Raw genomic sequence first — 18,458 nt, forward strand, 5'->3', positions numbered from 1 at the left:
TCAACCTTAAAAGGCCAGTGCATTGCCGAGTTCCTTGGTACCGGGTTGTTGATATTCTTCGGAGTGGGCTGTGTTGCTGCACTGAAAGTGGCGGGTGCCAGTTTTGGTCAGTGGGAAATCAGTATTATCTGGGGTCTGGGTGTGGCGATGGCCATCTACCTGACTGCAGGGGTTTCTGGCGCACATCTTAACCCGGCGGTGACCATCGCACTGTGGCTGTTCGCGTGCTTCGACGGACGCAAAGTTGTTCCTTTCATTATTTCTCAATTTGCCGGCGCGTTTTGCGCAGCGGCGTTAGTTTACGGGCTTTATTACAATCTTTTCATCGACTTCGAACAGACGCATCATATGGTGCGCGGCAGCGTCGAAAGTCTGGATCTGGCAGGTATCTTCTCAACGTATCCAAACCCGCATATCAATTTTGTGCAGGCGTTCGCAGTTGAAATGGTGATTACCGCTATTCTGATGGGCGTTATCCTGGCGCTGACCGACGACGGAAACGGCATTCCGCGCGGCCCGCTGGCACCTCTGCTGATTGGCCTGCTGATTGCGGTGATCGGCGCATCCATGGGCCCGCTGACCGGCTTCGCGATGAACCCGGCGCGTGATATCGGACCAAAAGCGTTCGCCTTTATCGCAGGCTGGGGCGACGTGGCCTTCACCGGTGGCAAAGACATTCCTTACTTCCTGGTTCCGCTGTTTGCGCCGGTTGTCGGGGCTGCGCTGGGTGCGTTTAGCTATCGCAAATTAATTGGTCGCCACTTACCGTGCGACACCTGTGTGGACGAGGAGAAAGAGACGACTTCTACCGCACAACAAAAAGCTTCGCTGTAATCTGACTACGGGACTTACACCATGACCGAAAAAAAATATATCGTTGCGCTCGACCAGGGCACCACCAGCTCCCGCGCTGTCGTAATGGATCATGACGCGAACATTGTCAGCGTGTCACAGCGTGAATTTGAGCAAATCTATCCTCGTCCAGGCTGGGTAGAGCACGACCCGATGGAGATCTGGGCATCGCAAAGCTCCACGCTGGTCGAAGTGCTGGCGAAAGCCGATATCAGTTCTGACGAAATAGCCGCGATTGGTATTACCAACCAGCGTGAAACGACAATCGTCTGGGAACGTGAAACCGGCAAGCCAATTTATAACGCCATCGTCTGGCAGTGTCGTCGTACGTCAGAGATTTGCGAACAGCTGAAGCGCGACGGTATGGAAGAGTACGTCCGCAGCGCCACGGGCCTGGTGGTCGACCCGTATTTCTCGGGTACCAAAGTGAAGTGGATCCTTGACCACGTGGAAGGTTCACGTGAGCGTGCAAAACGCGGCGAACTGCTGTTCGGTACCGTCGATACCTGGCTTATCTGGAAGATGACCCAGGGTCGCGTCCACGTCACGGACTACACCAACGCCTCGCGCACCATGCTGTTCAACATCAACACGCTGGAGTGGGATGATAAGATGCTGGACGCGCTGGATATTCCACGCGCTATGCTGCCAGAAGTACGTAAATCTTCTGAAGTGTACGGTCAGACCAACATCGGTGGTAAAGGCGGCACGCGTATTCCTATCGCCGGTATCGCCGGTGACCAGCAGGCGGCGCTGTTCGGCCAGCTGTGTGTTAAAGAAGGGATGGCGAAAAACACCTACGGTACCGGCTGCTTTATGCTGATGAATACCGGCGAGAAAGCGGTGAAATCAGAAAACGGTCTGCTGACCACCATCGCCTGCGGCCCACGCGGTGAAGTGAACTATGCGCTGGAAGGTGCGGTGTTCATGGCGGGTGCATCCATCCAGTGGCTGCGCGACGAAATGAAGCTTATCAGCGATGCGTTCGACTCCGAGTACTTCGCCACCAAAGTGAAGGATACCAACGGTGTGTACGTGGTACCTGCATTTACCGGTCTGGGCGCACCGTACTGGGATCCGTATGCACGCGGCGCGATTTTCGGCCTGACGCGTGGCGTGAATTCTAACCACATTATTCGCGCCACCCTGGAATCTATCGCTTACCAGACGCGCGACGTACTGGAAGCGATGCAGGCTGACTCCGGCATCCGTCTGCACGCTCTGCGCGTGGACGGCGGTGCGGTCGCGAACAACTTCCTGATGCAGTTCCAGTCCGACATTCTGGGCACCCGCGTGGAACGCCCGGAAGTGCGCGAAGTGACCGCGCTGGGTGCGGCGTACCTTGCGGGTCTGGCGGTCGGCTTCTGGCAGAATCTGGACGAGCTGCAGGAAAAAGCGGTTATCGAACGTGAATTCCGCCCTGGCATCGAAACCACCGAGCGTAACTACCGCTACAGCGGCTGGAAGAAAGCGGTGAAACGCGCCCTGGCGTGGGAAGAGCACGACGAATAATACACAGTTCACCCCCTCACCCCGGCCCTCTCCCCAAAGGGGAGAGGGTGTTTTTAGTCCCCTCGCCCCTTTGGGGAGAGGGTTAGGGTGAGGGGCCATTCAGACCGCACCATCTCCACTCTGTGATAAACTTCGTGCAATTCCTTTTGATTGCACGAGTACCTCATGAAACGTGAACTTGCTATCGAGTTTTCCCGCGTTACCGAAGCCGCTGCCCTGGCAGGCTATAAATGGCTTGGCCGTGGCGACAAAAATACCGCCGACGGTGCGGCTGTCCATGCCATGCGCATTGTCCTCAATCAGGTCAATATTGACGGCACTATTGTGATCGGCGAAGGCGAGATCGACGAAGCGCCAATGCTCTACATCGGTGAAAAAGTGGGTACCGGCAAAGGCGATGCCGTGGATATCGCCGTCGACCCGATCGAAGGCACACGCATGACGGCGATGGGTCAGGCCAACGCGCTGGCCGTGCTGGCCGTGGGTGATAAAGGCTGCTTCCTCAACGCACCGGATATGTACATGGAAAAGCTGATTGTCGGTCCAGGCGCGAAAGGCGCCATCGACCTCAGCCTGCCGCTGGAAGAGAACCTGCGTAATGTCGCCAGCGCGCTGAACAAGTCGCTGAGCGAACTCACCGTCACCATTCTGGCGAAACCGCGTCACGACGCTACCATCGCGCAGATGCAAAAGCTGGGCGTACGCGTGTTTGCCATTCCGGATGGCGACGTGGCGGCCTCCATTCTGACCTGCATGCCAGACAGTGAAGTGGATGTCCTGTACGGGATTGGCGGCGCGCCGGAAGGCGTGGTCTCTGCTGCGGTGATCCGCGCGCTGGATGGCGACATGCAGGCCCGCCTGCTGCCTCGTCATGAGGTCAAAGGCGACAACGAAGAGAATCGCCGCATTGGCGAAGATGAGCTGGCGCGCTGTGAGGCAATGGGTATCGAAGCCAATAAAGTCCTCGCACTTCACGAAATGGCCCGCAGCGACAACGTTGTTTTCTCCGCGACCGGCATCACCAAAGGCGATCTGCTGGATGGCATCACCCGCAAAGGCAACATGGCGACCACGGAAACGCTGCTGATCCGCGGTAAATCGCGCACCATTCGTCGCATTCAGTCAATTCACTATCTCGATCGTAAAGACCCGGACGTACAGACGCACATTCTGTAAAACCGTTTGATCGATAGAGCTTTCCAGCCCGAATGGGCTGGATATCTTCATCACAAATACGGAAGATAGATCCGAGAAACAGCACAGGAGAAGATCATGGCGGACTGGGTAACAGGTAAAGTCACTAAGATAAAATTCTGGACCGATGCGCTATTTAGTCTCACCGTGCACGCCCCCATCCATCCGTTTACGGCCGGACAGTTTGCCAAACTGGGGCTGGATATCGACGGCGAACGCGTGCAGCGCGCTTACTCGTACGTCAACGCGCCCGATAATCCGGATCTCGAGTTTTATCTGGTTACCGTCCCGGACGGCAAACTTAGCCCGCGCCTGGCGGCGCTTAAACCCGGTGATGATGTCCAGATTGTGAGTGACGCAGCAGGTTTCTTTGTGCTGGACGAAATTCCGGACTGCGAAACCCTGTGGATGCTGGCAACCGGCACGGCCATCGGCCCCTATCTCTCCATTCTGCAGTACGGCAAAGACCTGGAGCGGTTTAAAAACATCGTGCTGGTGCATGCCGCGCGTTACGCCGCAGACTTAAGCTATCTGCCGCAGATGCAGGAGCTGGAGCGGCAGTATGCCGGAAAGCTGAAAATCCAGACCGTGGTAAGCCGCGAAACGGCAGCAGGTTCGCTGACCGGCCGCGTGCCGGCATTAATTGAGAGTGGAGCCCTGGAAGAGGCCGTTGGCTTGCCGATGCGTGCCGAAACCAGCCACGTGATGCTGTGTGGTAACCCGCAGATGGTACGGGACACTCAGCAGCTTCTGAAAGATACCCGGCAGATGACGAAACACCTTCGCCGCCGACCGGGTCATATGACCGCCGAACACTACTGGTGATCAGCGGTATTTCACCTCAAGGGTGTCTTTACCGTATTTGTTTTCGCTCTGGGTGCCGATGAACGCACCCAGATCGATAACCATCATCACAAAGATAATGGTCGGTAGCAGTCTGCCCACCACCCAGGGGAGGATGGACGGAAGTATTGACCAGTTCCCGGCGACCAGCATCCACGCCAGAATAATCAGAAAAGCCCATGCACCGGAACGACCGCGATCGTGCAGGCGTTTCACCACTACGGCTGCGGTTGGCCACAGTAAACAAACTAGCGCAAACGCCGCGGTTTGCGTGCTCAGCCATGCGTTATAGGCCACAAAAAACAGAAGCAGCATGGCGATAATCCACGTCGCCATCCAGATCCAGAAATCACGGCGTCCAATACGCCCTTTGAATGAAAACAACCACTGCTGTATGGTCATGTAAGGTTCCTTATTATCATATCGTGCGCATTTTACCCTGGAGTTGTGACCTTTTGACAAGCCGACCAGATATCGATTTAATCATGAGCACTTACGGCCAGGGACAATGTTGATGAAAAATTCGGCACACCTTCTTTTCCTGTGTTTCGCGATGCTGAGCGCCGGTCTCCCCCTGCACGCCGCCGAACCCCCTGCTCCGACAACCGCGCCCTACCTCCTGGCGGGTGCGCCATCGTTCGATCAGTCCATCAGTCAGTTTCGTGAAACGTTTAACAAAACCAATCCAACGCTGCCGCTGGATGAATTTCGCGCCATTGATGGCGCTCGCGATACTCCAAACCTGACCCGTGCCGCCAGCAAGATTAACGAAAACTTGTACGCTTCCACTGCGCTGGAGCGCGGTACGCTAAAAATCAAAAGTATGCAGATCACCTGGCTGCCGATTCAGGGGCCAGAGCAGAAAGCCGCCAAGGCGAAGGCGCTGGAGTACATGAGCGCGGTGCTGCAGGCATTTACGCCCGCACTGACAAAAAAACAGAGCCAACAAAAGCTGCAAAAACTGCTGGTTACGGGTAAAAACAAGCGCTATTACACCGAAACCGAAGGCGCGGTGCGCTATGTGGTGGCGGATAACGGCGAAAAAGGCCTGACCTTCGCTGTTGAACCGATTAAGCTGGCACTATCTGACGCACTCGGAGGGGCGAATTAATGACAAAAAGCAAAGCCTTTCGAGGGAAAATCTCTATACTGATTCACAGACCATGCTGCCCGTCAGGGTGGCCATATTCCTTAATTCGCTTATTTAGCGTGGAGAATTGAAATGCGACATCCTTTAGTGATGGGTAACTGGAAACTGAACGGCAGCCGCCACATGGTAAACGAACTGGTTGCGAACCTGCGTAAAGAGCTGGCTGGCGTGACTGGCTGCGCGGTTGCTATCGCTCCGCCGGATATGTACCTGGATCTGGCTAAACGTGCCGCTGACGGCAGCCACATCATTCTGGGCGCACAGAACGTTGACGTTAACCTGTCTGGCGCATTCACCGGTGAAACCTCCGCTGAAATGCTGAAAGATATCGGCGCCAAATACATCATCATCGGCCACTCTGAGCGTCGCACCTACCACAAAGAATCCGACGAGTTCATCGCGAAGAAATTTGCGGTGCTGAAAGAGCAGGGTCTGATCCCGGTTCTGTGCATCGGTGAAACCGAAGCAGAAAACGAAGCAGGCAAAACGGAAGAAGTGTGCGCACGTCAGATCGACGCTGTGCTGAAGACGCAGGGCGCGGCAGCATTCGAAGGCGCGGTTATCGCTTACGAGCCAGTCTGGGCGATCGGTACCGGCAAATCTGCAACCCCAGCGCAGGCTCAGGCGGTTCACAAATTCATCCGTGACCACATTGCGAAAGCCGACGCGAAAGTGGCAGAGCAGGTCATCATCCAGTACGGCGGTTCCGTAAATGCCTCTAACGCGGCAGAACTGTTCACCCAGCCAGACATCGATGGCGCGCTGGTTGGCGGTGCATCCCTGAAAGCTGACGCTTTCGCGGTGATCGTTAAAGCGGCAGAAGCGGCTAAACAGGCGTAATGCTGTTGTGGCGGGTGGCGCTTGCGCTTACCCGCCCTACAAAATCGCTACAAACGACCTAAAACGCTAAACCACAGATAATCCAGCGGCAGCAGCACCAGATACGTGGCAATTGCCAGCGCCAGACAGAGCACCATCCCCGCCCTTGCAGGCACCTTTCCTAAGCCCATCGCCACCACTATCGGCGACGCCTGATACGGCAGCAGCGGCGTGGAATAGCCCAGCACCTGAATCATGATGACAGACAGTAGCGGAAAGCCCGTCGCCTCTGAAAAATTCTGCGCCAGCGTGGTATAGAGCGCCGGAACACCGTTAGCCGTCATAATAAAGTTCAGTGCCGTGGTGATCCCGGTCAGCGCCAGGAAACTGGTGAACGGTCTGTCGGCGTCCAGCGGCATTATCTTCAGCAACGCCTCCCCCACCGCCGGACCGATACCGGTTTGCGTCACCACAATGGCCAAACCGAGGATGCCTGCCACATAAATACAGGTGCGCATATTCACCCCCGCCGAGAACTCTTCTCCGGTGATAAAACCTACGCGTGGCAGCATCACAATGACCGATGCCGCAAGTCCGGTCCATGCCGGCCCCACAGCGTGCCAGCTCTCCGTCACCCACATTCCCAATACCACCGCCAGCAGCCAGGCAAGGCGTTTTTCATCACGCCCCATCGGTTCAGCAGGTGCCAGATCCCTGGGCGGCTTCGGGCTACCGGGGAATAACCAGCAGATTAAACCAATCAGAATCAACCCTTTGAGAATACCGAGCACGGGCGTGTGCAGCAGCAGATAAGGCACGTAGTTCAGATGAATACCGTATGATCCCTCTGCCGCGCCGCTCATCACCAGATTGGGAACGTTGGCAGGCAGGATGGTGGCCGAAAGCTGGAAGGTGCCGAAACCAACGGCCAGCGCCAGGCCAAACCAGGCGCGCGACCCGTCGGCAATACCGGCACGTTTTGCCATCGCGGCCACGATGGGCATCAGCAGCGCGATACGCCCCATGTTCGACGGCATCACAAACGCCAGGGCATAACTCAGCAGAACCACGCTGGCCACCATTAGCACCCAGGAGTCGGTAAGCCGGGCGGAGAGCGCCCGTGCAGCCCTGTCAGCCAGACCGGTTTTCCGGATTGCCACACCAAGCACAAAGCCGCTGAACACCAGCCAGAAGGCAGACGAGGCAAAGCCGCCAAAAATGACCTCCGGCGGGGCAATTCTGGCGGTCATCGCTGCCGTGAAGAACAGCAGCGCGGTAATGAATTCCGGCAATAGCGACGTCGCCCATAACACAATGGTGACGCCGACGATCGCTGAGGGCACAAACAGAGGGTGGGTTAACCAGAGCGACATGCCTGTCTCCTGTCGTTTTTTTCAGCAAGTCTACGGCGACAGGCAGGACGAGTAAACGCTATTTATGGTGGGGTCACTTCAGGATATCGCATTGATGATCCTGCAATTCCTCAGCCGACGCGCGGTTAAGCATCAGCAGATTACGTTCGGTTGCCAGCAACACAAACGAGCCATCAGACTGCTGGGCCATCGCCAGCGCGAAGCGCCCCATATGGTCACGCGCTTCCGGCAGCTCTTCCGCCAGCATCATAAACGGACTCCGCTGCACCAGCTCGTTCTCCGTCACCCGGCGAGCGAGATATTCATGTCCTTCCAGTCCACCGGGAAGGGGCAGCCATTGGGTGCTGATTTGCCCCTGCGCGGCATTGAGCTTCTCGCGCACGTCCGGGCGCAGGCAGGAGATGTGGATATGGAAATGATTCTGCGTGCGGCCCGTGGGTGAGTTGATGGTCAATGAAATTGCGCTGTCTGGCACCTCGGATCCGTGCTTCATGCTCATAAAGCTACGGGCCTGCCATGCCAGCCAGAAGAAGTTCGGTGTTTGAGGCTTTGTCAGAAGTGGGCTTTCGGTGCCGTTGATGCGGTAGGTGGGCATCAATAAGTACTGCAGCGGACCGTTGCGATCCTTGAACACCACATAGCCCGCGTCAGGTTTCACCTGTGCACACGGCGCCGGATTGCGGTGCTGGATCTGATTCGGCACACACTGGTCCAGCACGATGTGACGCAACGCATTCGGATTACCTGCTTTCATCCAGTACACGCCACCCGCGGCAAGGGCGATAACAATCAGAATCAGTAAGATAATTTTTTTCACAATGCGTTCCCTGTTTTCGATAGAGGCCAAAGAGTAACGCAAAATGATGACCAAATAAAAAACCCGGCGGATTTCTCACACCGGGTCACCGTGTCGTTCGTTACAAAAGCCTAGCGTTTGCTGATCTGATCGAATGTACCGCCGTTAGAGAAGTGGTCTTTCTGGGCTTTTGTCCAGCCGCCAAACTCATCATCAATGGTGAAGAGCTTCAGTTTGGGGAAAACGCTGTCGTATTTCTTCGCAACCGCCGGATCGCGTGGGCGATAGAAGTTTTTCGCCGCAATTTCCTGGCCTTCTGGCGAATAGAGATACTTCAGGTAGGCTTCCGCCACCGCTTTGGTCCCTTTCTTATCGACCACTTTATCCACCACAGAAACGGTCGGCTCGGCGAGAATAGATTCGCTCGGGGTCACGATCTCGAATTTGTCTTTACCCAGTTCGTTGGTTGCCAGCAGGGCTTCGTTTTCCCAGGCAATCAGCACATCGCCAATGCCGCGCTCTACGAAGGTATTGGTGGCGCCACGTGCGCCGGAGTCGAGCACTTCAACGTTTTTATACAGCGCTTTGACGAACTCCTGAGCCTTGGCCTGATCGCCATTGTTGTGATGCAGGGCATAGCCCCAGGCTGCCAGGTAATTCCAGCGTGCGCCGCCGGAGCTTTTCGGGTTCGGCGTGATGACCGATACGCCAGGTTTAACCAGGTCGTTCCAGTCATGGATCTGTTTCGGGTTGCCTTTACGCACCAGGAAAACGATGGTCGAAGTATATGGCGCGGAGTTATCCGGCAGGCGTTTGATCCAGTTTTTGTCGATGCGGCCACGTTCGGCAATTGCGTCCACATCGTAGGCCAGCGCCAGAGTCACCACATCCGCTTCAATGCCGTTGATGACGGAGGTCGCCTGCTTACCAGAGCCGCCATGAGACTGGCGAACCACCACGTTGTCGCCCGTTTCCTGTTTCCAGTGTGCCGCAAAGGCTTTGTTGTACTGCTCGTACAGCTCACGCGTCGGGTCGTATGACACGTTCAGTAACTGGATGTCCTTAGCCAGAACGCTGGTCGATGCCAGCAATAATGTTAAACCCACGCCCCATTTATTCATCGCCCAGCTCTCATGTGTAGTGTTTTGATGAATGCAGCGTGCCAGAAACGGAATTGATGATTAAAGAATAAAAAAAGATTGGCTATAACTTTGAGGAATAAAAAAGTGGATGAGTGGCCTGATGCCCTCACCCCAACCCTCTCCCACGGGAGAGGGCGCAACCATAAAAAACGGTAACCCTGGGGTTACCGTTTTGCATTTACCTTGCCGCCACCCGGCACAATACAAACACCGATCAGTACAGTTTTTTCGCGCAGTCCAGCCAGTCACCTTTGAACGGACGCTTCATGTTTTCGATGGCGTCGATGATGTCATGGTGAACCAGTTTTTCGTTCTGAATACCGACGCAACGACCGCCGTGACCCTGCAGCAGCAGTTCAATGGCGTACGCACCCATGCGGGAAGCCAGGATACGGTCGTATGGACCCGGGGAACCACCACGCTGGATGTGACCCAGAACGGTCGCGCGGGTTTCGCGTTTGGTTTCTGCTTCGATGTACTTCGCCAGCTCATCAACATCACAGATATGCTCGGTGATCGCGACGATGGCGTGTTTCTTACCTTTAGCGATACCGGCTTTGATTTCTGCAACCAGATCTTCACGGCTGAATTCCACTTCCGGAACCACGACGAACTCACAACCGCCCGCGATAGCCGCAGCCAGGGTCAGGTCACCACAGTAACGGCCCATCACTTCAACGATGGAGATACGCTGGTGAGAAGAAGAGGTGTCACGCAGACGGTCAATCGCTTCCACAACGGTACCCAGGGCGGTGAAGTAACCGATGGTGTAGTCAGTACCTTTGATGTCGTTGTCGATGGTGCCAGGCAGACCGATGCACGGGAAGCCCATTTCAGTCAGACGTTTTGCACCCATGTACGAACCATCACCACCGATAACAACCAGTGCGTCGAGGCCGCGTTTTTTCATGTTCTCGATAGCCACTTCACGCACGTGTTCGTCGCGGAATTCCGGGAAGCGCGCAGAACCGAGGAAAGTACCACCGCGGTTAATCATGTCAGATACGCTGTAACGGTCGAGCTGAACCATACGGTCTTCATACAGACCCAGATAACCATCATAGATACCAAAAACTTCCAGACCTTCCGTCAGCGCTGCACGAACAACCCCACGAATTGCCGCGTTCATGCCCGGCGCATCACCGCCGCTTGTCAACACACCGATTTTCTTAATCATGACTACCTCTGAACTTAGGAATGCAAAATTGAAATCTGTTGCCGGAAGAAACTTGTCGACCAACGAATACTGCAAATAGTATATCAACCACTTCTAGCTGAATTGATTCAGGTCAGACCAAATGGCGGTAATTTATACACAAAATGCTGGCCTGGCTCACTTTTTTACAACGAATTACGAAAGCCCAACATAACCGGGTACAACCGAGCAGGGATCCTGGTGAATAATGACGTCTGACCCAGGAAAACGCTGCAAAATCGCCTGCTCCACCTGCTCAGCAATAACGTGAGCCTGAACCAATGGCAGGTTGTCTTCCATTTCTATGTGAATCTGAATAAAGCGGGTCGGCCCTGACTGCCGCGTACGAAGATCGTGAGCACCACTGACACCCGGCCAGGAGGTCACGATAGTATAAATTTCATCGCGTTCTGCGTCGGGGAGCGCACGGTCAAGAAGCGATTGCACCGCGTCATACCCCATCCGCAAAGCGCTGTATAAAATATAGATGCCAATCCCTAACGCAAATAACGCATCGGCCCGATGCCAGCCATACCAGGCCAGACCGAGCGCAATAAGAATAGCGCCATTCATCATAACATCAGACTGATAATGAAGCATATCCGCCCGTACAGCCTGACTTTGCGTTTTTCGAACCACCCAGCGCTGGAACGTTACAAGAACAAGGGTGCATATAAGTGCAGCCACAGTCACCACCACGCCCACGCCGGGATCGTTCATGGGTGATGGCGAAACAAGATGCTGAATGCCGGTTAAAAACAGAAACAGCGCAGAGCCGGAAATAAACATACTTTGCGCCAGCGCCGCCAGCGATTCGGCTTTGCCGTGCCCGAAGGTGTGCTCTTCATCCGCCGGTTGCAGCGAGTAACGTACCACCAGCAGGTTGGTCAGCGAGGCGGCAATATCCATCAGCGAGTCCACCAGCGCCGCCAGAATACTGACCGAGCCCGTGTACCACCACGCGAATATTTTGATGACCAGTAAGCTTGAGGCCACGACCGTCGCGGCAATGGCGGCCCGGCTGACCAGTCTTCCATAGGATTGATTCATAAATACTCCTGTCATGCCATGCCGCTAGTATAACGGAAGGTTACGGAGTCAAAGGATGAATAAACGGTTAACACATCAGAATGAAGGGCAAAAAAAACCCCCACATCATGTGGGGGAAGACAGGGATGGTGTCTATGGCAAGGAAAACAGGGTTTACTGGTTACTACGGGTACTGCTATTGCTACTGAAAAGCGTCGTTTCTGAGCTTCGCTGCATCCGTGCAACCTTACGCAATTGGTCCATACGTTGCTGATGTTTCTGGTTCAAAACCGCTTGCTGCTCGGGCGACAACAGGTGGAACATCTGGTTGCGAACCTTCGCCATCTCTACCTGGCGGGCAACCTGCTCCTGTGCCATTTTTTCTGCCTGAGCACGTACAGCGTTTTCGTCAAAATTTTCTGCGGTGACAAGGCGATGCATTGTCTCCATTTCGCTAACATTAACAGGGGGCTGATCGTGTCGTGCCCTCTGCATCAGATCTCGCATCTGTTGACGCTGATGTTCGGTTAAACTTATGCCGTCAAACATATGGCTTTGGCTGCTGTGCTGCGCGATGCCCTCTTGTGAGGACGCGTTATCGCCGATGATAGCTACAGCGGCCTGGCTAAACGCACTGAACGCCAGCGTTGAGGCCATGACGGCAGCGGTAACTTTGCGCATCACTTGCTCCCAAAATCTTTCATGTCGCGATTCAACGAGAGACAGTCTACGATTCAGGCTGCAAACATGCGTCAGGGGGTGTAAAACAACGTAAAGTCATGGATTAGATAGCCTTGATGTCGTAATTTCTGCCTCGGAGGTATTTAAACAATGAATAAAATCCTGTTAGTTGATGATGACCGAGAGCTCACATCTCTTTTAAAGGAGTTGCTCGACATGGAAGGTTTCAACGTTCTGGTCGCCCATGATGGCGAGCAGGCGCTGAGTCTCCTTGACGACAGCATCGATCTACTTTTGCTCGACGTCATGATGCCGAAGAAAAACGGCATTGATACGCTGAAAGAGCTTCGCCAGACACACCAGACCCCCGTTATCATGCTGACCGCACGCGGCAGCGAACTAGACCGTGTACTCGGCCTTGAGCTGGGTGCGGATGACTATCTACCGAAGCCGTTCAACGACCGCGAACTGGTCGCCCGTATTCGCGCTATCCTGCGTCGTTCCCACTGGAGCGAACAGCAGCAGAATACTGACAACAGTTCACCGACGCTGGAAGTGGACTCCCTGAGCCTCAATCCGGGTCGTCAGGAAGCGAGCTTTGACGGTGAAACGCTGGAGCTGACCGGTACCGAGTTCACGCTGCTGTATCTGCTGGCGCAGCACCTCGGCCAGGTGGTATCGCGTGAACACTTAAGCCAGGAAGTGCTGGGTAAACGCCTCACGCCGTTTGACCGCGCCATCGATATGCATATCTCGAACCTGCGCCGCAAACTGCCGGAGCGTAAAGACGGTCATCCGTGGTTTAAAACCCTGCGTGGTCGCGGCTATCTGATGGTTTCCGCTTCATGATAGGAAGCTTAACCGCCCGCATCTTCGCCATCTTCTGGCTGACGCTGGCACTGGTTTTAATGCTGGTTTTGATGTTGCCAAAACTCGACTCACGCCAGATGACGGAGCTTCTCGACAGCGAGCAACGTCAGGGCGTGATGATCGAGCAGCACGTAGAAGCCGAGCTGGCAAACGATCCGCCAAACGATTTGATGTGGTGGCGCAGGCTGTTTCGCGCTATCGACAAATGGGCACCTCCCGGACAACGCCTGCTGCTGGTGACCAGCGAAGGCCGAGTGATTGGCGCGGATCGCAATGAAATGCAGATCATCCGCAACTTTATTGGCCAGGCGGATAACGCCGATCATCCGCAGAAGAAAAAATATGGTCGGGTTGAGATGGTGGGCCCTTTCTCAGTCAGGGATGGGGAAGATAACTACCAGCTCTATCTGATTCGCCCGGCGAGCAATTCCCAGTCCGATTTTATCAACCTGCTGTTTGACCGTCCGCTTCTGCTGCTGATTGTGACGATGCTGGTCAGTTCTCCACTGCTGTTATGGCTGGCGTGGAGCCTGGCAAAACCGGCGCGTAAGCTGAAAAACGCCGCCGACGAAGTGGCGCAGGGTAACCTGCGACAGCACCCTGAGCTGGAAGCCGGACCGCAGGAGTTTCTTGCCGCCGGGGCCAGTTTCAACCAGATGATCACCGCTCTTGAGCGCATGATGACCACGCAGCAGCGGCTGCTGTCGGATATCTCGCACGAACTGCGTACGCCGCTCACGCGGCTCCAGCTGGGCACCGCACTGCTGCGTCGCCGCAGCGGTGAGAGCAAAGAGCTGGAACGTATCGAAACCGAAGCCCAGCGTCTGGACAGCATGATCAACGATCTGCTGGTGATGTCGCGCAATCAGCAGAAAAACGCGCTGGTGAGCGAAACGGTGAAAGCCAATCAGCTGTGGCATGAAGTGTTAGACAACGCGGCGTTCGAAGCGGAACAGATGGGTAAATCGTTCACCGTCAACTTCCCGCCGGGGCCATGGCCGCTGTACGGTAACCCCAACACGCTGGAGAGCGCGCTGGAGAATATCGTGCGTAACGCCCTGCGCTACTCGCATACGAAGATTGAGGTGGCCTTCTCGGTGGATAAAGACGGTATCACCATCATTGTGGATGACGATGGTCCTGGCGTAAGCCCGGAAGATCGCGAGCAGATTTTCCGTCCGTTCTACCGCACCGACGAGGCGCGGGACCGTGAATCTGGCGGTACCGGGCTGGGTCTGGCGATTGTTGAAACCGCTATGCAGCAGCATCGCGGCTGGGTGAAAGCCGACGACAGTCCGTTGGGCGGGCTGCGGTTAACGCTGTGGCTACCGTTGTATAAGCGCGCGTAATCCCCTCACCCTAACCCTCTCCCCAAAGGGGAGAGGGGACTGCTCGGTGCGGTTTTTTCACCCTCGCCCCTTTGGGGAGAGGGCCGGGGTGAGGGGCACTATTTACCCCACAATCTCCGCGAATTATCCTCAATCTGCCGACTAGTGCGGCGTTTCTGCATCGTTCTTGTCCAGCTGGTGGATAACCCTGCCGCCGACAGCAGCCGATGATATTGCTCGTCATCAAACGGCATATGCCAGGCAATGGCACAAGCGTCATACACCGACACATCGCTCAGGCGCGACACCAGCTCCAGCGGCGCATCCGCAGACACCTGCCCCGCCAGCACCACCCGGTACAACCAGCCGGTTTTGCCCGCGCTCTGCAGCCGTGCGGACATGTCGTTAATGCCGAAATGGAAGTTAAGCTTGAAGCATGGCGAGCGCGGTTGCGTTACCTGAATCAGGGCATCACCCCAGCGGAAAATATCACCGATGAAGACGTTCTTCTCCGTCAGCCCTTCGGTGGAGAGATTCTCACCGAACGCGGGGGCGACGAACAGGTCCGCCTGTTCAGGGAATTCGGTTATCCAGTATTGATAATGCTCGCGCGGATAGTGGCACAGCGCGCGTTCGGGCCCGCCGTGGATTTTCTTCTCGGCCTGCTCGTCGCCCGCAAGCCCGAGCTCGGTTAACGTCAGCTCTCCGTCGACCTGCACTTTGCCGATGGCGCTCGGGCGGCTGCCGTCGTATTCCCTTACCTTGCCTGTAAACACATTCACCGGGTAATGCATCTCTACTCCTTCAGATACAAAAAAAGCGAGTCAACAGACTCGCTTCTCACAGGCATCAATGCAACCTTATTTTTTCGCGGCGAAACGCGCTGCAGCTTCGTCCCAGTTCACCACATCCCAGAAGGCTTTGATGTAGTCCGGGCGACGGTTCTGGAACTTCAGGTAGTAAGCGTGTTCCCACACGTCCAGACCCAGAATTGGGAAACCAGATGCGCCAGAGATCGCTTCACCCATCAGCGGGGAGTCCTGGTTTGCGGTAGAAACGACCGCCAGTTTGTCACCTTTCAGAACCAGCCACGCCCAGCCGGAGCCGAAACGGGTTGCAGCCGCTTTTTCGAATTCCGCTTTGAAGTTATCAACAGAACCGAAGTCGCGCTCGATAGCCGCTTTCAGGTCGCCCTGCAGGGTGGTACCGGTTTTCAGGCCTTTCCAGAACAGGCTGTGGTTAGCGTGGCCGCCCGCGTTGTTACGCAGTACGGTTTTCTTGTCCGCTGGCAGCTGGTCCAGTTTGGTGATCAGCTCTTCAACAGGCAGGTTAGCGAACTCTGGCAGGCTTTCCAGCGCAGCATTCGCGTTGTTCACATAGGTCTGGTGGTGTTTAGTGTGATGGATTTCCATCGTCTGCTTGTCGAAATGCGGTTCCAGTGCGTCATAGGCATACGGCAGGGATGGCAGTGTATAACTCATAATCCTCTCCATTAGTGTCGGGCGGCACAGCTGTTAATGCCGCGTAAGCAGTTGGTTCATTATAGTTAATTAAATGATATTGAAAATGATTATCAATGCCGTAGTTTTTATAAGGTTATTCGGGTTTTGCCAAATGACAAAATTGTGAGTCTGCTCACCCGGTTAACGTGCTGATTGCCATTCAGAACCAAAGTGCGGCAACCTTCTGAAGGTTCCTGAACCGCCTAATTTTTACACTCATCAAGTCGGGGGGAAGCCACCGGCTATAAAAACGATGAGGACGTAAAAATGAATCATGCGATTACGATGGGTATCTTCTGGCATTTGATAGGCGCAGCCAGTGCAGCCTGTTTCTATGCCCCGTTCAAAAAGGTGAAAGGGTGGTCGTGGGAAACCATGTGGTCGGTTGGCGGTACCGTCTCCTGGCTGATTTTGCCGTGGACCATTAGCGCCATGCTGCTCCCGGATTTCTGGGGCTACTTCACCTCCTTCAGTGCCTCCACCCTGCTGCCGGTGTTTCTGTTCGGTGCGATGTGGGGCATCGGCAACATCAACTATGGCCTGACCATGCGCTACCTCGGGATGTCGATGGGTATCGGCATCGCAATTGGCATTACCCTGATCGTCGGCACGCTGATGACGCCCATTCTTAACGGCAATGTCGATGTGTTGCTCAACACCAAAGGCGGGCAGATGACGCTGCTGGGCGTGCTTGTCGCGGTGATCGGCGTGGGTATCGTCACCCGTGCGGGTCAGCTGAAAGAGCGCAAGATGGGCATCAAAGCCGAGGACTTTAACCTGAAGAAAGGGCTGCTGCTGGCAGTGATGTGCGGCATCTTCTCGGCGGGCATGTCGTTCGCCATGAACGCCGCAAAACCTATGCACGAAGCGGCCGCCGCGCTGGGCGTCGACCCGCTGTACGTGGCGCTACCAAGCTACGTAGTGATCATGGGCGGCGGCGCGCTGGTAAACCTCGGCTTCTGCTTCATTCGTCTGGCAAAAGTGAAGGATCTGTCGGTAAAAGCCGATTTCTCACTGGCAAAATCCTTAATCATCACCAATGTGCTGCTGTCGATGCTGGGCGGCCTCATGTGGTATCTGCAGTTCTTTTTCTACGCCTGGGGTCACGCCAGCATTCCACCGCAGTACGACTACATAAGCTGGATGCTGCACATGAGCTTCTACGTACTGTGTGGCGGACTGGTTGGGCTGGTACTGAAGGAGTGGAATAACGCCGGGCGTCGTCCGGTGGGCGTCCTGAGCCTGGGCTGCGTGGTGATCATCATTGCCGCTAACATTGTCGGCCTCGGCATGGCGAACTGATTACGCTGCCTTTCGACTGCGATGACGCCACTGAACCGGCGTCATCCCCACCTCGCGGTTAAATACCACCGAAAAGTAATTACTGTCCTCAAACCCGCAGCGCATCGCCACCTCACTGACCATCAGCTCCGTATGCTTCAACAGATACTGGGCGTGGCAGATGCGCAGCTGGCGCAGGTAGTGGTTCACCGTCATCCCCGTCTGGGTGCGGAACTGCTGGCGCAGCGCGCGCTCGCTGCACTGCTCCTGCTCGCAGAATTTTTCCAGCACAAAACTTTTGTTCAGGCTGCCCGCAAGCCGGGCGATCAGCTTGTCCAGCAGCGCTTCCTGAACGGTCGCGGAGGGGTTATCGGTAGCGTAACGATGGCGTTTGAGAGTCATGACCAGCTGGGCGAACAGCAGTTCCGCCATCGGGTTTGCGACCGGATCGTGCTTCTGGCTCTCCTGCTCCAGCTGGGAGATCGTCTGGCGCACCTGCGCCATACCGCTGCTGCTCAAGCGCCAGTGGGGTTCGCCTCTGGCATTGAGAAAACCGGGGATATGGGCCGCCCAGTCGACGTTCAGTTTGAGCCTGTCCGGGCAGTAGATCACGTTCTGCAACACCAGATCGTTAACCGAGGCGTAGGCGTGTTTGTCTTCGGCGCGAATGTAAAACAGATCGCCACGCGTAATGCGGTAGGGCCTGTCATTAAGGATGTGTAAGCCGTTGCCGCGCCACACCAGCACCAGCTCACAAAATTCGTGGGTATGCTCGGCAAAGACATTTTGCGGGTAGCGGTCGGCCACCGCGACGGCCTGACTCGCGGAGGCAAAAAAATCATCTTTGCGAAGAATTAACTGAGCGGCCACACCACAACCTCTACGGTGAAT

19 protein-coding genes are annotated in these 18,458 nt (G+C 55.5%); 9 read left to right on the forward strand and 10 right to left on the reverse strand.

Translation table 11 applies throughout. From position 1 onward, the window contains the following. The 4 genes from AK59_RS0106495 to fpr all read left to right on the forward strand — a co-directional run. On the forward strand, positions 1–834 hold an 834-nt coding region (locus AK59_RS0106495; RefSeq protein WP_029882327.1), incomplete at its 5' end, for an MIP/aquaporin family protein. 21 nt (positions 835–855) lie between these two features. Next, positions 856–2,364, forward strand: a complete 1,509-nt coding sequence (gene glpK / locus AK59_RS0106500; RefSeq protein ID WP_020686906.1) for a glycerol kinase GlpK — start codon at positions 856–858, stop codon at positions 2,362–2,364. Between the two features lie 165 nt (positions 2,365–2,529). Then, a complete protein-coding gene (glpX, locus tag AK59_RS0106505) occupies positions 2,530–3,540 on the forward strand; it encodes a class II fructose-bisphosphatase (protein WP_029882328.1) in 1,011 nt (336 codons plus the stop codon). 96 nt (positions 3,541–3,636) lie between these two features. Beyond that, on the forward strand, positions 3,637–4,383 hold the full coding sequence (gene fpr / locus AK59_RS0106510; protein ID WP_013099320.1) for a ferredoxin--NADP(+) reductase: 747 nt from the start codon (positions 3,637–3,639) through the stop codon (positions 4,381–4,383). Here the strand turns inward: fpr and AK59_RS0106515 are convergent, their stop codons facing one another. Beyond that, the gene (locus AK59_RS0106515; protein ID WP_020686904.1) at positions 4,384–4,803 is read right to left on the reverse strand and encodes a DUF805 domain-containing protein; all 420 of its coding nucleotides are present in this window, start codon (positions 4,801–4,803) and stop codon (positions 4,384–4,386) included. It abuts the gene before it with no gap. A 112-nt stretch (positions 4,804–4,915) separates the two neighbouring features. Here AK59_RS0106515 and AK59_RS0106520 point away from each other — a divergent pair, with 112 nt between their 5' ends. Together AK59_RS0106520 and tpiA are read left to right on the forward strand one after the other, a co-directional pair. After that, the gene (locus AK59_RS0106520) at positions 4,916–5,512 is read left to right on the forward strand and encodes a DUF1454 family protein (RefSeq protein WP_029882329.1); all 597 of its coding nucleotides are present in this window, start codon (positions 4,916–4,918) and stop codon (positions 5,510–5,512) included. Positions 5,513–5,623: 111 nt separating this feature from the next. After that, positions 5,624–6,391: a triose-phosphate isomerase gene (gene tpiA, locus AK59_RS0106525; protein WP_003862019.1), complete on the forward strand. Its 768-nt coding sequence runs from the start codon at positions 5,624–5,626 to the stop codon at positions 6,389–6,391. A 47-nt stretch (positions 6,392–6,438) separates the two neighbouring features. On the opposite strand, the gene AK59_RS0106530 is transcribed toward tpiA, so the two are convergent. The 6 genes from AK59_RS0106530 to cpxP form a co-directional block, all read right to left on the reverse strand. After that, positions 6,439–7,743: an SLC13 family permease gene (locus AK59_RS0106530; protein WP_029882330.1), complete on the reverse strand. Its 1,305-nt coding sequence runs from the start codon at positions 7,741–7,743 to the stop codon at positions 6,439–6,441. Between the two features lie 73 nt (positions 7,744–7,816). After that, positions 7,817–8,560 (reverse strand): CDP-diacylglycerol diphosphatase, encoded by a 744-nt coding sequence (locus tag AK59_RS0106535; protein WP_020686902.1) that lies wholly within the window; start codon positions 8,558–8,560, stop codon positions 7,817–7,819. A gap of 110 nt (positions 8,561–8,670) precedes the next feature. Further along, complete coding sequence (locus tag AK59_RS0106540) at positions 8,671–9,660, reverse strand: sulfate ABC transporter substrate-binding protein (protein ID WP_013099326.1); 990 nt, start codon at positions 9,658–9,660, stop codon at positions 8,671–8,673. Between the two features lie 235 nt (positions 9,661–9,895). Next, positions 9,896–10,858 carry a 6-phosphofructokinase gene (gene pfkA / locus AK59_RS0106545; RefSeq protein ID WP_013099327.1) on the reverse strand — a complete coding sequence of 321 codons (963 nt, stop codon included), beginning with the start codon at positions 10,856–10,858 and terminating at the stop codon, positions 9,896–9,898. A gap of 174 nt (positions 10,859–11,032) precedes the next feature. Beyond that, entirely contained in the window at positions 11,033–11,926 is an 894-nt protein-coding gene (gene fieF / locus AK59_RS0106550) for a CDF family cation-efflux transporter FieF (RefSeq protein WP_013099328.1), read from the reverse strand. A 153-nt stretch (positions 11,927–12,079) separates the two neighbouring features. Next, positions 12,080–12,586, reverse strand: a complete 507-nt coding sequence (gene cpxP, locus AK59_RS0106555) for a cell-envelope stress modulator CpxP (RefSeq protein WP_013099329.1) — start codon at positions 12,584–12,586, stop codon at positions 12,080–12,082. A gap of 150 nt (positions 12,587–12,736) precedes the next feature. Here cpxP and cpxR point away from each other — a divergent pair, with 150 nt between their 5' ends. Both cpxR and cpxA read left to right on the forward strand, forming a co-directional pair. Then, positions 12,737–13,435 (forward strand): envelope stress response regulator transcription factor CpxR, encoded by a 699-nt coding sequence (cpxR, locus tag AK59_RS0106560; RefSeq protein ID WP_003862004.1) that lies wholly within the window; start codon positions 12,737–12,739, stop codon positions 13,433–13,435. Next, positions 13,432–14,805, forward strand: a complete 1,374-nt coding sequence (gene cpxA, locus AK59_RS0106565; RefSeq protein WP_013099331.1) for an envelope stress sensor histidine kinase CpxA — start codon at positions 13,432–13,434, stop codon at positions 14,803–14,805. The genes cpxR and cpxA overlap by 4 nt, the downstream gene beginning before the upstream one ends. Positions 14,806–14,903: 98 nt before the next feature. On the opposite strand, the gene yiiM is transcribed toward cpxA, so the two are convergent. Further along, positions 14,904–15,578 (reverse strand): 6-hydroxyaminopurine reductase, encoded by a 675-nt coding sequence (gene yiiM / locus AK59_RS0106570; RefSeq protein ID WP_029882331.1) that lies wholly within the window; start codon positions 15,576–15,578, stop codon positions 14,904–14,906. Between the two features lie 66 nt (positions 15,579–15,644). Further along, a complete protein-coding gene (sodA, locus tag AK59_RS0106575; protein WP_003861999.1) occupies positions 15,645–16,265 on the reverse strand; it encodes a superoxide dismutase [Mn] in 621 nt (206 codons plus the stop codon). 288 nt (positions 16,266–16,553) lie between these two features. Here sodA and rhaT point away from each other — a divergent pair, with 288 nt between their 5' ends. Then, a complete protein-coding gene (gene rhaT, locus AK59_RS0106580; RefSeq protein WP_013099333.1) occupies positions 16,554–17,588 on the forward strand; it encodes an L-rhamnose/proton symporter RhaT in 1,035 nt (344 codons plus the stop codon). On the opposite strand, the gene rhaR is transcribed toward rhaT, so the two are convergent. After that, positions 17,589–18,437, reverse strand: coding sequence for an HTH-type transcriptional activator RhaR (gene rhaR / locus AK59_RS0106585; protein ID WP_029882332.1), 849 nt, complete (start codon positions 18,435–18,437; stop codon positions 17,589–17,591). It abuts the gene before it with no gap. Positions 18,438–18,458: the final 21 nt, after the last annotated feature.

Source organism: Enterobacter sp. T1-1, from assembly GCF_000710795.1.
Lineage (GTDB): Bacteria > Pseudomonadota > Gammaproteobacteria > Enterobacterales > Enterobacteriaceae > Enterobacter > Enterobacter cloacae.